The sequence below is a fragment of the Pseudomonas sp. BN417 genome (assembly GCF_029871205.1).
Lineage (GTDB): Bacteria > Pseudomonadota > Gammaproteobacteria > Pseudomonadales > Pseudomonadaceae > Metapseudomonas.
In genome coordinates, this window is the sequence record NZ_SSOJ01000166.1 from 1 (window position 1) to 14,232 (window position 14,232).

At 65.9% G+C, this 14,232-nt stretch carries 10 protein-coding genes; 3 read left to right on the forward strand and 7 right to left on the reverse strand.

The window, feature by feature from the left end:
• Window positions 1–361 precede the first annotated feature (361 nt).
• Window positions 362–1,879 carry an AhpA/YtjB family protein gene (locus tag E8F11_RS29590; RefSeq protein ID WP_280292483.1) on the reverse strand — a complete coding sequence of 506 codons (1,518 nt, stop codon included), beginning with the start codon at window positions 1,877–1,879 and terminating at the stop codon, window positions 362–364.
• A gap of 136 nt (window positions 1,880–2,015) precedes the next feature.
• Between E8F11_RS29590 and serB the strand changes: the two genes are divergently transcribed.
• Window positions 2,016–3,230, forward strand: a complete 1,215-nt coding sequence (serB, locus tag E8F11_RS29595; RefSeq protein ID WP_280292484.1) for a phosphoserine phosphatase SerB — start codon at window positions 2,016–2,018, stop codon at window positions 3,228–3,230.
• 97 nt (window positions 3,231–3,327) lie between these two features.
• On the opposite strand, the gene E8F11_RS29600 is transcribed toward serB, so the two are convergent.
• The 5 genes from E8F11_RS29600 to E8F11_RS29620 all read right to left on the reverse strand — a co-directional run bounded on the left by E8F11_RS29600 (window position 3,328) and on the right by E8F11_RS29620 (window position 11,022).
• Entirely contained in the window at window positions 3,328–5,397 is a 2,070-nt protein-coding gene (locus tag E8F11_RS29600) for an EAL domain-containing protein (RefSeq protein WP_280292485.1), read from the reverse strand.
• 59 nt (window positions 5,398–5,456) lie between these two features.
• A complete protein-coding gene (locus E8F11_RS29605; protein WP_280292486.1) occupies window positions 5,457–7,283 on the reverse strand; it encodes a molecular chaperone in 1,827 nt (608 codons plus the stop codon).
• Between the two features lie 188 nt (window positions 7,284–7,471).
• Window positions 7,472–8,335: an archaetidylserine decarboxylase gene (gene asd, locus E8F11_RS29610; RefSeq protein WP_280292487.1), complete on the reverse strand. Its 864-nt coding sequence runs from the start codon at window positions 8,333–8,335 to the stop codon at window positions 7,472–7,474.
• 167 nt (window positions 8,336–8,502) lie between these two features.
• A complete protein-coding gene (gene rhdA / locus E8F11_RS29615; protein ID WP_280292488.1) occupies window positions 8,503–9,318 on the reverse strand; it encodes a thiosulfate sulfurtransferase in 816 nt (271 codons plus the stop codon).
• Window positions 9,319–9,516: 198 nt separating this feature from the next.
• A complete protein-coding gene (locus E8F11_RS29620) occupies window positions 9,517–11,022 on the reverse strand; it encodes an HDOD domain-containing protein (RefSeq protein ID WP_280292489.1) in 1,506 nt (501 codons plus the stop codon).
• Between the two features lie 135 nt (window positions 11,023–11,157).
• Between E8F11_RS29620 and motA the strand changes: the two genes are divergently transcribed.
• Complete coding sequence (gene motA / locus E8F11_RS29625; protein WP_280292490.1) at window positions 11,158–12,009, forward strand: flagellar motor stator protein MotA; 852 nt, start codon at window positions 11,158–11,160, stop codon at window positions 12,007–12,009.
• Between the two features lie 10 nt (window positions 12,010–12,019).
• The gene (motB, locus tag E8F11_RS29630) at window positions 12,020–13,063 is read left to right on the forward strand and encodes a flagellar motor protein MotB (RefSeq protein ID WP_280292491.1); all 1,044 of its coding nucleotides are present in this window, start codon (window positions 12,020–12,022) and stop codon (window positions 13,061–13,063) included.
• A 57-nt stretch (window positions 13,064–13,120) separates the two neighbouring features.
• Here motB and rsgA read toward each other — a convergent pair whose 3' ends face one another.
• Window positions 13,121–14,152 carry a small ribosomal subunit biogenesis GTPase RsgA gene (rsgA, locus tag E8F11_RS29635; RefSeq protein WP_280292492.1) on the reverse strand — a complete coding sequence of 344 codons (1,032 nt, stop codon included), beginning with the start codon at window positions 14,150–14,152 and terminating at the stop codon, window positions 13,121–13,123.
• Window positions 14,153–14,232: the final 80 nt, after the last annotated feature.

A 14,232-nucleotide genomic window follows, 5' to 3' on the forward strand; every position in this document is an offset into this window, starting at 1 on the left:
CACGCCTCTCGCGGCATCCATGCCGCTCGTCCCCCTCTGCAACGCTTCCGCTCGGCCTCCTGACGGGGCAGAGTCGCTGCCCCACCTCTTCTGCTCAGTTTCAGGCCGCTGTTGGCTTCAGGACTGTTCGTTCCTCGCCGGCGCGAGTCACCCCTCTCCTCTTCAGGGAGAGGGGCCGGGGGTGAGGGCTATATTAGGCAGGCGCGGAGGTCTGAAAGAGCCGTACTAGACGCCTCTATTCGGTGCTGCAACAGCTAACGCAGACATAGCCAATTCATTTGCCAAGCAGGTCGGCCCTTGAGGTCTGCAGGGAGCACAAAAAAGCCCGCATCTGCGGGCTTTTTCGTTATCCGTACGCCGATCAGTGCGCTTTTGCCTCGTGCATGCGCGCCAGCTGGCGCTCCAGCAGGGAGGGGTAGGGGTCCAGCAGGCGTTCGACGCAGCAGGCGCCTTCGGGGCTGGTGATCGCGCGGATGCGGGCGCGCTGGCGCACCAGTTCGTCCTCGGCGATGCTGCGCTCCACCAGCAGCAAGTTGCGGCTGTGCTGGCTCAGCGCAAGGGCACTCTGGGTGGTGTCGTTGAGCAGCAGGTCGCCCTGGCCGAGCCCCGAGAGGTCGTCGCCCAGGGTCAGGCCCAGCTGCAGCTGCAGGGTGATGCCGCTGTCGGCGACCTCGATCTGCAGGGCATGGCCCAGGGCGCGCATCAGCTCGCCGCAGCAGATGGCGTGGGTCAGATAGTCCTCGCCGCTGGCCTGGCCGTGGAAGAGCATCAGGCTGCTGCCGTCGTTGAGGGTCAGCAGCTGGCCGTGGTAGAGGCGGGCAGCCTGGTCCAGACAGTCGCGGTACCGCTGCAGCAGGTCCATCAGGCGGGCTCTTGGCAGGCGGCGGAGCTGGTCCTGGGCGCCCAGCTGGATGGCCAGCACGGCGCTGTTCTGCGGCTCTGCCGGGGCCGCTGGCGCAGGCGCCGGGTCCGGTTCGGTCATTTCTTCGCGCAGATCGGCGAAGGGGTCTTCCTCGTCCGGGGTGAACAGCTTGCTTGAGGCGTCGTCGTCGCCGTCGAAGCTGTCGTCACTCAGGTCGCGCACTTCGAAGCCTTGCTGGTCGTCCTGCTCGTCGTCTTCGAGGTAGTCCTCGTCGGGCTCGTCGAACTCCACTTCCGGCTCGGGCTCCGGCTCGGGTTCAGGCTTTTCCGGTACCAGGCGCGCCTGTAGCTGACGCGCCAGATCGCCGATCTCGTCCTGGCGGCCGGCACCGGGAGCCGGGTCGTCCGGATCGCGCAGCCAGACGCGCAGCTGCAGCAGCGGCGTGGAGATGTGCCGGCCGAGGCGCAGGCTCAGGGACAGGGTCAGGGCCAGCAGGATCAGGCTGAGCAGCCCCATGCTCTGCAGGCTGATGGTCATCGGCTGCTGGAACTGCTCCATGTCCAGGCTCAGGCGCAGGTGCCCGGCAATCACCTCCTGGAAGGTGATGGGGGTGGAGTAGAGGCCCTCGGCTTCGCCCAGCAGGCCCTGCTTGGGCCGTGCACCGGCTTCGGCGAGGATGCGGTTGTCGACGCTGTAGATGGCGGCGTGGGCCACCAGGGGGTTCTTCACCAGGTTGCTGAGCAGCACGTTGAGGCTGAGGATGTCGTTGGACACCAGCAACTCGGTGGCCGAGGCAGCGGTCTGCGCGGTCAGGCTCTGGCCCAGCGCGTCGGCCTGCTGGTGCATGGCCTGCTTGAACTGCATGCCCATGACCCAGGCATAGATGACCAGCGCAAGGGCCACCAGCAGCAGGCTGTGGCTGGCGATGCGCAAGGCGATCGGCACCCGCCGCTGGCGCAGCGCGTGGAAGATCAGCAGGAAGAAATTATCGGGTTTGACAGGCGTGGGCCGGTTCACAGAGCGCGGCTCTTCTCGAACGAAATTGTCGCGCAGTATAGCGAGCGCCCCTGGCAGGGCAAAGCGCCGGGCATGCTCCCGGCGGTTCGAAAGTGGGTAGAATGTGCGCCTTTTCATGCGCAGAGGGAGGTGTGCCTTGCGCGAGATTGTCCTGATCAACATCACTGGCGAAGACCGCCCCGGCCTGACCGCGGCCATTACCGGCGTGCTCGCCCAGGGCGGCGTGAACATCCTGGACATCGGCCAGGCGGTGATTCACGACACCCTGTCGTTCGGCATCCTGGTGGAAATCCCGGATAACGCCATGGCCTCGTCCGTACTCAAGGACGTGCTGTTCACGGCCTACAAGCTGGACCAGCAGGTGCGCTTCACCCCGGTGGCCGAGGCCGACTACCAGCAGTGGGTCGGTGGCCAGGGCAAGAGCCGCTACATCGTCACCCTGCTGACCCGCAAGGTGACCGCCGAACAGCTGCAGCGGGTGAGCTCCATTACCGCCAAGTACGGCCTGAACATCGACCACATCGACCGTCTGTCGGGGCGCATGCCGCTGGACATGCCAGTCGACCAGGGCAAGGGCTGCATCGAGTTCTCCGTGCGCGGCGAGCCGGCCGACCCGGTGGCCCTGCGCGCCGAGTTCCTCAGCGTGGCACAGGAGTTGAACGTCGATATCGCCTTCCAGCGTGATTCGGTGTTCCGCCGCAACCGCCGCCTGGCGGTGTTCGACATGGACTCGACGCTGATCGAGGCCGAAGTCATCGACGAACTGGCCAAGGCCGCCGGCGTCGGCGAGCAGGTGGCGGAAATCACCGAGCGCGCCATGCGCGGCGAGCTCGACTTCCGCGCCAGCTTCAAGGAGCGCCTGGCACTGCTCCAGGGGCTCTCCGAGGATGTGCTGGAAGAGATCGGCGCTTCGCTGCGGCTCACCGAAGGGGCGGAAACCCTGTTCGCCGAGCTCAAGCGTCTGGGCTACAAGACCGCCATCCTCTCTGGCGGCTTCAGCTATTTCGCCAAGCAACTGCAGGCCAAGCTGGGCATCGACTACGTGTTCGCCAACGAGTTGCAGATTGTCGACGGCAAGCTGACCGGCGTGGCCGTGGAGCCGATAGTCGACGCCCAGCGCAAGGCCGACCTGCTGCGCGAGCTGGCCGAGAAGGAAGGACTGCGCCTGGAGCAGACCATTGCTGTCGGTGACGGCGCCAACGACCTGCCGATGCTTGGCCTGGCCGGCCTGGGCGTGGCCTTCCGCGCCAAGCCGCTGGTCAAGCAGTCGGCCAAGCAGGCCATCTCCACCCTGGGCTTGGACGGCATTCTTTACCTGCTGGGTTTCCGCGATCGCGACGGACAGGACTGATCGCCGTGCCGGACACGAAAAAGCCGCCTTCGGGCGGCTTTTTCGTGGTTGGACTCCCAGGGCGGACCTGCGGCCCGCTTGGCGAATGAATTCGCCCCTACTCGTCGCCGGAGGAGAAGTCGTAATCCATGGCCTGGCTGGGGCCTTGCAGGTAGTAGCCCTGGATGTAGTTGACGCCGGCCTGCCAGAGGGTCGCCAGCACGCTGGCAGTCTCGACGAAGGGCACTATGGTCAGCTTGGCCTGGGCATGCAGGCTGGCCAGCAAGGTCTTGAGGACTTCCTGGTTCTCCGCCCGGCTCAGGTCCTGGGTGAAGGAGCCATCGACTTTCACGAAGTCGATGGCCAGGTGCTTGAGGGTATTGAAGGGGTTCAGGGCGCAGCCGAACTGGCTCATGGCCACCTGGCAATGCAGCTCCGCCAGTCCCTGGGTCAGCACCTTGGCCTGCTTCAGGTAGGCGATGGCGTCCGGTTCGCTGAACTGGAAGATCAGCGCGTCGGACGGCAGCCGTGCCGCCTTCAGGGCGACGCTGAGCCAGGGCAGCAGAGTCTGGTCCTGCAGGCTGGCGCCGGAGAGGTGGACGAACAACCGGGTGTTGTGACCCTTGGTGCGGTGTTCGGCAAGCAGCTTGATGGAGTTGAGTATCACCCAGCGGTCGATCCTCTCGGCCAGGCCGGCTTCCTTGGCGGCGTCGAGGAAGTCGACGGGCGGCACTTCCTCGCCCTGGGGGCTGAGCAGGCGCAGCAGCACTTCATAGTGCTCGAAGCTGTCGCCGCGCAGGCTGATGATCGGCTGGAACAGCAGGCGGAAGCTGTTGTTCTCCAGTGCCTGCCGGACCATGGCCAACAGATTGCCGCGGTTGGCCGCGGCGGCCAGTTCCTCGGCCGGGTCGTAGAGCTTCAGGCCGTTCTCGTCCCCCAGCTCGTCGGCGCACCGGTGGGCGCGGTCCACCACGTCCTGGGCCTTGGGCGTGGTTTCGCTGAGGCCGGCGACGCCGATGCACAGGCTGACCTGCACGGTCCGGCTGCTGACGTCGAACAGGTGGATATCGATCTTTTTCAGCAGGCTGCGCAAGCCTTCCGCGGCCTGTTCTGGTGTGAGTCCCTGCTGCAGTACGCCAAACACGTCGTCGCCGTAGCGGGCCAATTGGGCGTCCCCGGCGAAGTGGGCGCGCAGCAGGTTGGCCAGGTCGGTGAGCAACAGGTCGACGCCGGCGATTCCGATTTCGGCCAGCAGGCTGGAATAACGGGCAACCCGGATGTAGGCGAGGCTGGCCGGCTGGCCGGCCTTGACCGCACGCTCGGTGGCGACGTCGAGCAACTCGTTGAAGTGGGCGCGATTGAACAGGCCGGTGACCAGGTCCTGGCTGCTGATCTCGCGCAGCTTCTCTTCCAGCTCTGCGCTATCGGACTCGGCGCGGATCACCACCTGGATGCAGGGCTCGCCATCGTAGGTGGCGGGGGAGAAGCCCATGCGCGCCTGGAAGGACTGGCCGTCCACCTTGCAGCCATTGCAGGTGAGTTCGCCGCTGCCTTCGCCGTCGCGGTAGTTCTTCAGGAAGTCCTTGAAGCCGGCCTGGTCGGCGCCGGTGATCAGGTCGATCATCGGCATGCCTTCGAGTTCGTCGCCATCGTCGTAGCCGAACATCTCCACATAGGCGCGGTTGGCATAGATATGCATGCCGTCGTGAACGTAGGCGATGGCGTCCACGGAGCTGTCCAGCAGCAGTTGGCAGCGCTTCTCCGCCTCGCGCAGGCCGACTTCGGCGGCGCGCCGCGCGCGGCGTTGCTCGAGGTTGGCCAGTTCGCGGTTGGCCACCAGCACCAGGCGCTCGTCCTCGCCCTGGGGCAGAGCGTCCTGCGCGCCCAGGGCCAGGGCTTCGGTGATCAGGTCTGAATCGTTGTCCGGCACCAGCTGGATGAAGGGAATGTCCTTGGATTGGCGGCGGATGCTGTTGAGGGCTTCGCTCGGGTTCAGGAGTTCGCTACTGGGCGCGGCGATCAGCAGGTCCCAGCCCTGCTGCAGGGCTTCGCTGAGGTCATCGGCGGAAAGGATGCGGTGCACGCGGGTGGCGTGTCCGGCATTGCGGAACAGGCTGACCAGGCGCTCGGCTTCGTTCTGCGAGTCTTCCAGGATCAGCAGACGGATCGTTTTCTTTTCGATGGCCATGGCCTGTGCTTAGCGCCGAGTGAGCGCGAATAGGCGACGAATGGTGATAAGTCGGGAATCTACAGCGACTTCCATAGCGAGTCAAAATCTTCCTCGCCACCTTGGGGATGGCTTCCCGGAGCTGTGACAGGTTTCCCCTGGGGCGATGCCGGCTGCTCGAAAACGCGGTACTCGAACTGATTGAAACTGCCGGTGCTGGTCAGGCGCCGGGTCAGTACGGCGCGGTGCTCGTCGCCGTGCAGGTTGATCTGCACCTTGTTGCCCTCCTGGAAGGGCAGGCGCGTTGTGATCAGAGTGGCGGGACGGGAAATGGCGCCGATCGCCGGCAGCAGCAAGGCGCGCAGATAGTGGCTGTTTTGCTCGCCTTTGCGCAGCAGGAGCGCGCCGCAGGCCTGTGCCTGGGGGGCCACCAGCTCGATGCCAATCTGCGTGCCGCCGCCGCGTACCTGGCGGATCCAGCGGACCACGGCGATGCTCCAGCCCTGGCCCGGGGCGTCCTGCACGCCCAGCAGTTCGCCGGCCTGCAGTTGGCTGGGGACCTCCCTGGGCCAGCTCAGGCAATAACCGCCGGGGCTGTGATTGACCACTGAGACGCTGAAGGTCGGGTAGCTTTCCGGCGCGGCGCTGGCCTGGCGCGGCGGCGCACTGCTTTCGGCGACGGGCCTGGTGTATTCGATCTCCTCCATGGGCATGCCCGGCTGCCAGCCCTGGTTGGGCTGGGCGTCGAAGGCATTGGCCCAGATGTCTTTCACAGGCTTGTTGCCAGACGTGTCGAACACCGCCTGGCCGACTTCCTGGGGCAGCTTGAGCACATCGCCGAAGGGGCGGCTGCCGGCCAGGAAGAAGTGCAGAGCACTCATGCCGATGCACAGGGTCAGGCGGCCCTGGCCGGGGTTGCGCTGGAAGGTGCGCTCGGAGATGTCGCCCCAGGCCGAACTCAGGTGCTGCAGCAGGTCCAGGGTCAGGCCTTCGGGCATCAGCAGGCGTGACTGCTTGCGCTCCTCGTCCGGCAGCAGCAGGTATTCCTTGATGGCGTCCACCAGCGGCAGCGAGTCGAGGCCCAGCAGGGTGCGCGGGTCGACCTCATGGAACAGCGCCTTGTAGCGCGGCGGGCCGTCCAGTTGGGGCGCCACGGCGAACAGGCTGGAAGGCAGCTCGGCCGATTGCAGGCGCACCAGGGCGCTCCAGGGCTCCAGGGCCTCCGCCAGTCGGGCGATGCCATTCTGGCGCATCTGGTTGCAACGGGCGCAGCCCAGCAACAGTGCTACCAGGTAGCTCTGCTCGGCGCTGAGGGCTTGGGTATGGCGTGCCAGTGGGTCGCGCACGGTGATGCGCTGGAGCTGGCGGCTCTGCGCCAGTTGGTAGATCTGGTGCAGCTCCAGCCAGAGGCCCTCGGGCACCGGGCAGTAGAGCTGGCTGGAACGTATCAGCGGGCCGTTCAGGCTGTGCATCGCCCGTTGCAGGGCGACAGTGAGGAGCTGGGTGCGCTCGCGATCGCGGCTCGAGTGAGGCGACTCCTGCACGATGATCAGCTTGTAGCCAATGGCCAGATGGTTCTGCAGGGCCTGGCAGAGGTTGGCGACCTTGCGCGGGCGCTCGTCCAGGACAATGGACTGGCCGAGGAAATGCCGTTCCAGGTGCTGGCACACGAAATGGACTTCCGGGCGCATCAGCTCCAGCAATTGCAGGCGGTTTTCGCTGGGGGTCACCAGCTGGTTCAACTCCATCAGGGCCTGATAGAGCTGGCGTGCGGTTTCGCCGAGGTTGGCCTTTGGCAGGTGAGAGATCCAGCGTTTCAATTCGCGAGGCGTGGCACTGCAGAAGGACAGGCTCTGTTTGCTCGGCGTGGGAACGCGCAACAGCAGGTGAGGGCTCTGGTGGTCCATCTGGATCCGGTACTCCGACGTCTCGTTTATTGGTTTGGATAGGATTTCAGCACTCTATCAGCATCGGTGTGCAGTGGCAGCCTATCCATGGCTGGGGTGTAGTCGCGGTGGCACTTCGCGGCCTGCGCGTGCCTCCTTCCTGATCCAACCCTGGCCGAACCCTGCGGTTCGGCCGGATCGATCCCGGGTCAGGCGTTCCGGGGCAGCGCGAACAGTTCGCCCATGCGTACCTGGCTGCCGGCCCAGGCGCTCTCGGCCCAGCGCACCTGGCCCGGGCCGAACAGGACGATGGCGGTGGAGCCCAGTTTGAAGCGGCCGATTTCGTCACCTTTTTCCAGGCGGATGGGCGCGCGCGCCGCTTCGTCGTAGCTGAAGGTTTTCAGCTCGCGCTTCGGTGGTGTGACCAGGCCGGCCCAGACGGTCTCGATGGAGGCGACGATCATCGCGCCCACCAGCACCACGGCCATGGGGCCGCGCTCGGTATCGAACAGGCAGACCACCCGCTCGTTACGGGCGAAGAGCTCGGGCACGTTCTCCGCGGTGCTCTGGTTCACCGAGAAGAGTTTGCCGGGGACATAGACCATCTCCCGCAGGGTGCCACCCAGCGGCGCATGCACCCGGTGGTAGTCCTTGGGGGACAGGTAGACGGTGGCGAACTCGCCGCCCATGAAGGGCGCGGCGCGCTCGGCGTCGCCACCCAGTAGTTCCAGCACGCTGAAGCTGTGGCCCTTGGCCTGGAAGCAGCGGCCGTGCTCGATCGGGCCGAGCTGGCTGATCGCGCCGTCGGCCGGGCAGAGGATGGCGCCGGGGGTATCGTCCAGCGGCCGCGCGCCGGGCTTGAGCGCGCGGGTGAAGAAGGCGTTGAAATGTTCGTAGGCGCTGAGGTCCTCCACCAGCGCTTCACTCATGTTCACCTGGTAGCGCTTGGCGAACCACGCGGTGAAGGCGTTCTTGAACCAGCGCACGCGGCACTCGGCGATGCAGCCGGCCAGGCGCGACAGCAGGTTATGCGGCAGCAGGTACTGGCCGATGATGAAAAGGCGTTCTTTCATTGGGTTTCCTTGGCGAATGGGGCCTCAGAGTCTGTTCACGATCTCGCGAGCTAGAGAAGAACAAGGCGAAAATGGCGGAGGAAGCGGAGTTTACGTGTTGTAAATGAGCATTCCGAAGCCATTTTCAACGCAGTTATTCCGACGCGCAGCTGATCGTGGGCAGACTCTCAGAGTTCTACAGGGGTATCCGGATGATTACCCCACTCGGACCAGGAGCCGGCATAGCCTTTCACCCGCGGATAGCCGAGGGCCTTGGCCACCAGGTAGGTGAAGCCCGAGCGGTGGTGGGTATGGCAGTGGGTGACGATTTCCTTGTCCGGGGTGATGCCCAGGGATTGCAGCACCTCGGCCATGTCGGTGCGGATGCGCAGGGCGCGGGCCGGGTCCATGCCGGCGGTCCATTCGAAGTGGACCGCGCCCGGGATGTGCCCGCCCTTGGCGGCCAGGACCTTGGTGCCGTTGTATTCACCGGGGCCGCGGGCGTCCCAGATGGCCAGGTCGCTGGCGCCCAGGCGGCCCTGCAGGTACTCGCGGCTGGCGGTGGGCTCGTCGTGCAGGGTCAGGGCGACCGGGCCGCCCACGGGGGCCGGAACGGCTTCGGTAACTTCCCGGCTTTCAGCCAGCCAGGCGTGCAGGCCGCCATTCAGGTAGTGGTAGCGGTGGTGGCCGATTACATCCAGCAGCCAGATGAAACGGCCTGCCCAGCCGCCGCCTTCGTCGTCATAGACCACGTAGGTAGCATCGCTACGGTGGCCGAGTTCGCCGAACAGCGCCTCGAGGTCGGCCTTGGCCGGCACCAGGCCGGGGGCCGGCGGCTGGCCGAGCTGGGTGCGTTTCGGGTCGACGAAGCGGGCGCCCGGGATATGGCCTGCGGCGTAGCGGGCGGCGCTGGTGAGATCGACCAGGATCAGCTCGTCGGCGTCGAGCAGGGGCACCAGATCGGCCGGTTCGATCACCAGCGGCAGATTGGAGAAGGCGGACATGGAAGCCTCCAGAATTAGACAAAGTGGCGGATTGTAGCGGAAAGCCTAATAGCCTATTCACAATCTGTTGCGCGTCGGAATAACTGCGTTGAAATGGCTTCGGAAAGCGGCCCGCGGCTAACGCGCTTCGGCGCGCGCCTTCGGCTGTTATTCCGCTTCGCCGTGTTCTTCTCTAGCTCGCGAGATTCTGAATGGACTCTACCGGCCGCGGCTGACGAAGTTGGCGAGGGCGCGCTCCACGCACTGCGCGGTTTTGGCGAAGGCGCGCAGGCTGAGGTCGGCGAAGGGGGCGCCGTCCTGGTCGGCCACCACCAGCATCGCCACCCGGCCGTTCACGGCGATCGAGCGCAGCAGCAGGTGGTGTCCCGGGAACAGGCTCTTCAGTTGGCCCGGCAACAGGGCAGAGAATTGCGCCATGTTTTCCGGCCCGAGGCGCAGTTGACCGGGCTGGGTGAGCAGGCGCCGCAACACCTGGCTCTGGCTGGGGTCCAGCTGCAGGCCGCTGGCTTCCCTGGACAGGCCGGCCTGCTGCTGGGCGAGCAAGCGGCTGTGGTTGCGGTCGGCCAGCAGCACCAGGACCCGGCGCATGCCGCCGCTCTCCAGGGCATCACGGGCGCACACGCTGAGTTGCACCACATTGGTGAAGGGGCTGGGGTCGCGGAGCAGCTCGGCGCAGTGGCCGCGCCAGGCTTCCAGGGCGCCGGCGCTGGGAGGCAGTGCGACGGCCGGTTCGGGGCGCAGGCGGTGCTGGCTCCAGGGCCAGAGCAGGGCCTCGGCCGGGTGCCAGAGGTCGCCCCGGGCATGCAGGCGGGCGCTTTGCGCGGCCTGCTGGTGGACCAGTTGCTGCAGTTCGTCCAGCGGCAGCTTCATGAACAGTCCGGCAATACGCTGCCAGCGCAGGCTGTGGTCATCGCCCCAGCCCGCGTGGGCGGAGACCGCCAGCCCGTTGGCCAGAAGCACCGTGTTGCTCGGCTGGGTCAGCCAGCGGCTCAAGGCCGGATCGGCGTCCAGTTGTTGTTGCTGGTGCAGCGGGTGTTCCTTCTCACGGGCAATGTGCAGGGCCTTGACCAGCAGGCGGCGGTCGTCGCTGAGCAGGCGGTAGCCCTGGACTATCCAGTTGGGCAGCTTCCAGTGTTCGGCCAGCGCCTGACAGAGCTGTAGCAGTGGCACGCCGAGCAGCTCGCGCTCGACCTTGGCGGCCGGCTCGCCTTCGCCCAGTACGCGCTTCTCCCAGGTGGCGAAGAGTTCCGGGTGGCTGGCCAGCAGCGGCCAGAGTGGCGAGAGGAAGAGCAGGCTGCACCAGTGGATTTCCTGCCAGAGGCGCGCCAGGCGTGCGGCGAACAGGCCATTGGCCTGCTGCGCAGCATGCTGGCCGATCAGCTGCAACTGGCGCAGGGCCTGGGGAATCTCCTCCTCGGGCACAGCCGGCAATCGATTGAGCAGGGTTTCGGCGCGTTTCAGGCCCAGGCGGCTGAGGGCGATCTCCAGGCTCTCCGCCGGGCTGCTCAGCAGGTTACCGGCGGCATTGGCCTCGCGCAGCAGGCTGAGGGCGAGGGCGGGGCTGTCCTGGGTGAGTTCGGCGATGTCGCGCAGGGAGCGGCGACTGTCGCCAAGAGCGCGGCGGACCTTCTCATGGCTGGCGGCCGGAACGGGCAGGCGCACGCCGTCGAGGTACTTGATCCAGCTGTCGAGGCTGCGTCGCATGGGCTTTGCGGTTGACATAGGGGGGCGCCAATCTGGCTTTTCGCCGGAACAGGCTATAGTCTGGCGCATATTTTCCGATAATTAGAAGGGCTGTTTTTCATAACCCTTTCTACTGACCCTTCAAGCTTCCTTCCTATGGCAAAAATCCTCGGCATCATCGTCGTATTCGCCAGTGTGCTCGGCGGATACGTCCTTTCCCATGGCAAGATCGCCGCGCTGATCCAGCCGTTCGAGATCATGATCATCGGCGGCGCCGCGCTGGGTGCCTTCCTGCAGGCCAACCCGGGCAGCACCACCATGACGGTGTTCAAGAAGTCGCTGAAGATGTTCAGTTCGCGCTTCACCCATGGTTTCTATCTGGAAGTGCTGCGGCTGCTCTACGAAATCCTCAACAAGAGTCGCCGCGAAGGGATGATGGCCATCGAGGCCGATATCGAGGACGCCGCCGCCAGCCCGATCTTCAGCAAGTACCCGGGCATCCTCAAGGATGAGCGGATGACCGCCTATATCTGCGACTATTTGCGCATCATGTCCTCCGGCAACATGGCGCCCCATGAACTGGAGGGCCTGTTCGACATGGAGCTGGCCAGCCTGAAGGAAGAGCTGGAACATCCTTCCCACGCGGTGAACCGCATCGCCGACGGCTTGCCGGGCTTCGGTATCGTCGCGGCGGTACTGGGCATCGTGGTCACCATGGCCATGCTCGGTGAAGCCGAACAGGCGGCCCTCGGCCAGCACGTGGGTGCGGCGCTGGTGGGGACGTTCCTCGGTATTCTCGCGGCCTATGGCTTCTTCGGCCCGCTGTCGGTTTCCCTGGAGCACGATGCCCGCGAGGAACTGAACGTGTTCGAGGCCATCAAGGCCTGCCTGGTGGCTTCGGCATCCGGGATGCCGCCGTCGCTGGCGGTGGAGTTCGGGCGCAAGACGCTGTTCCCGGCGCATCGCCCCAGCTTCAGCGAGCTGGAACAGGCCGTGCGCGGCAGCTGAAGGCTGAGTCATGGAGAACAACCAGCCAATCATCGTCAAGCGCGTCAAGCGCTACGCCGCCGGCCACCACGGCGGCGCCTGGAAGATCGCCTTCGCCGACTTCGCCACGGCGATGATGGCTTTCTTCCTGGTGCTCTGGCTGATGTCCTCGGCCACCCCCGAGCAGAAAAAGGCCATTTCCGGCTACTTCAAGGACCCTATAGGTTTCAGCGAAAGCGCCAGCCCCTACGTCATCGATCTCGGCGGTACGCCGACGCCGGCGCCCGACCGTACCCTCAATCCGGACCTGAAAGACGCTCCCGCCGCCCAGGAGTCGGCGGTGGACGCGGATGACCGGCAGAAGGTGGACGCCAGCCAGGTCGAGACCCTGGCCGAGCAGATCGAGCGCGAGCGCCTCGAACTGCTGCTGCAGGAGCTGCAGAACAAGGTGGAAGAAAACCCCGAGCTGCGTAAGTTCAAGGACCAGATCCTCTTCGAGATTACCCAGGACGGCTTGCGCATCCAGATAATGGACGCCGCCAACCGGCCGATGTTCGACATCGGCAGCGCGAGCTTGCAGCCTTATTTCGAAGACATCCTGCTGATCCTTGCCGAAACCATCAAGACGGTGCCGAACAAGATCAGCATCAGCGGCCATACCGACGCCAAGCCCTATGCCGGTGACGGCGACTTCGGCAACTGGGAGCTGTCCGCCGGTCGCGCCAACGCCGCGCGGCGCACCTTGATCGCCGGCGGTTATCCGGAGCAGCAGGTGGCGCGAGTGGTGGGTTATGCCTCTTCGGCGCTGTTCGACCGCAAGGACCCCTTCAATCCGGTCAACCGCCGCATCGACATCATCGTGCTGACCAAGAAGGCCCAGCGCGCCATCGAGGGCGAACAGGGCGACAGCGACAAGCCTGCCGTGCCGGAGCAGTCCCAGCCGCCCGCCGAAGGGGCGGCTCCGCCGGCGCCCACGGAAGAACGGGCTGCCCCCGTCCAGCCGCGCGAGCTGCGCGAGAAGCTGAATATCTTCGAGGATGGCGTGCTGAACATGGACGAGCCCAAGGGGCAGTGATCCGCACGCAAACGAAAAGGCCACGCAATGCGTGGCCTTTTTGCTCTGGCGCGGTCCTCAGTACTCGTCCTGGGGCAGGCTGGCGAGGATATGCCGGTAACTGGCCATGCGTTGCGGATGCACGCGGCCGTCTTCGAGGGCCTTGAGCAACGCGCAGCCTGGTTCGCGGTCGTGCTTGCAGTCGCGGAAGCGGCAGGTGCCGAGCAAGTCGCTGAATTCGATGAAGCCGGCTTCCACGTCGTTACGGCTGACATGGCCCAGGCCGAACTCGCGGATACCGGGGGAGTCGATCAGCTCGCCGCCGCCGGGGAAGTGGAACAGGCGCGCGGTGGTGGTGGTGTGAGTACCCTTGCCGGTGAGTTCGGAGAGGGCGCCGACGCGGGTGTCCACGCCCGGCAGCAGGCTGTTCACCAAGGACGACTTGCCCACCCCGGACTGGCCGACGAACACGCTGATGTGGCCATCGAGCCGGGCCATCAGGTCTTCCATGCCGCCGCCCTGGCGCGCCGAGACTTCCAGCAGCGGATAGCCCAGGTGGCGGTAGACGCCGAGGAGGTCGTCGAGCATGGCGCTGTTCTGCTCGTCCACCAGGTCGGCCTTGTTCAGCAGCAGCAGTGGGTGGATGCCAGCGTGCTCGGCGGCTATCAGGTAGCGGTCGATCAGGTTGGCGTGGGGATGGGGCAGGGGCGCGAAGACGATGACGATCTGGTCGACGTTGGCCGCCACCGGCTTGAGCACCCCGCGCATGTCCGGGCGGCACAGCTCGGAGCTGCGCGGCAGCTGGGCGACGATCACGCCGCTACCCTGGTTGCCGGAGCGCCAGACCACGCGGTCGCCCGTGACCAGGGTGGGCAGGTTGGCGCGCAGGTGGCAGCGCAGCGTCTGGCCAGCCTGCTCGCCTTCCAGGGCCTCGACCTCGACCTGGACCCCGAAGTGGGCGATTACCAGGCCGGTCTGCTCGGGGCCGAGGTCGCCGCCTTCGAGTTCGTCGAGCGCGCGGGATTCGCGCTTGGCCGCACGGGCGGCGCGCTCTTCCTGGATCTTGTCGATGCGCCAGCTTTGCCGGCGGGTGAGTTGGCGTTTGGCCATGGTCGGTCCGCTTGGAAAAAACCGCGCGAGTTTAGCACGCAGCCCGGAGCAGCAGGCTCTAAGCTAGAATGCGCGCCCCG

Excerpts from the sequence above, each read along its gene's own strand:
- motB (WP_280292491.1), top strand. The coding sequence starts at position 12,020 with ATGGAGAACAACCAGCCAATCATCGTCAAGCGCGTCAAGCGCTACGCC.
- E8F11_RS29600 (WP_280292485.1), bottom strand. The coding sequence starts at position 5,397 with ATGGCCATCGAAAAGAAAACGATCCGTCTGCTGATCCTGGAAGACTCG.
- E8F11_RS29620 (WP_280292489.1), bottom strand. The coding sequence starts at position 11,022 with ATGCGACGCAGCCTCGACAGCTGGATCAAGTACCTCGACGGCGTGCGC.
- rhdA (WP_280292488.1), bottom strand. The coding sequence starts at position 9,318 with ATGTCCGCCTTCTCCAATCTGCCGCTGGTGATCGAACCGGCCGATCTG.
- asd (WP_280292487.1), bottom strand. The coding sequence starts at position 8,335 with ATGAAAGAACGCCTTTTCATCATCGGCCAGTACCTGCTGCCGCATAAC.
- motA (WP_280292490.1), top strand. The coding sequence starts at position 11,158 with ATGGCAAAAATCCTCGGCATCATCGTCGTATTCGCCAGTGTGCTCGGC.
- rsgA (WP_280292492.1), bottom strand. The coding sequence starts at position 14,152 with ATGGCCAAACGCCAACTCACCCGCCGGCAAAGCTGGCGCATCGACAAG.
- E8F11_RS29605 (WP_280292486.1), bottom strand. The coding sequence starts at position 7,283 with ATGGACCACCAGAGCCCTCACCTGCTGTTGCGCGTTCCCACGCCGAGC.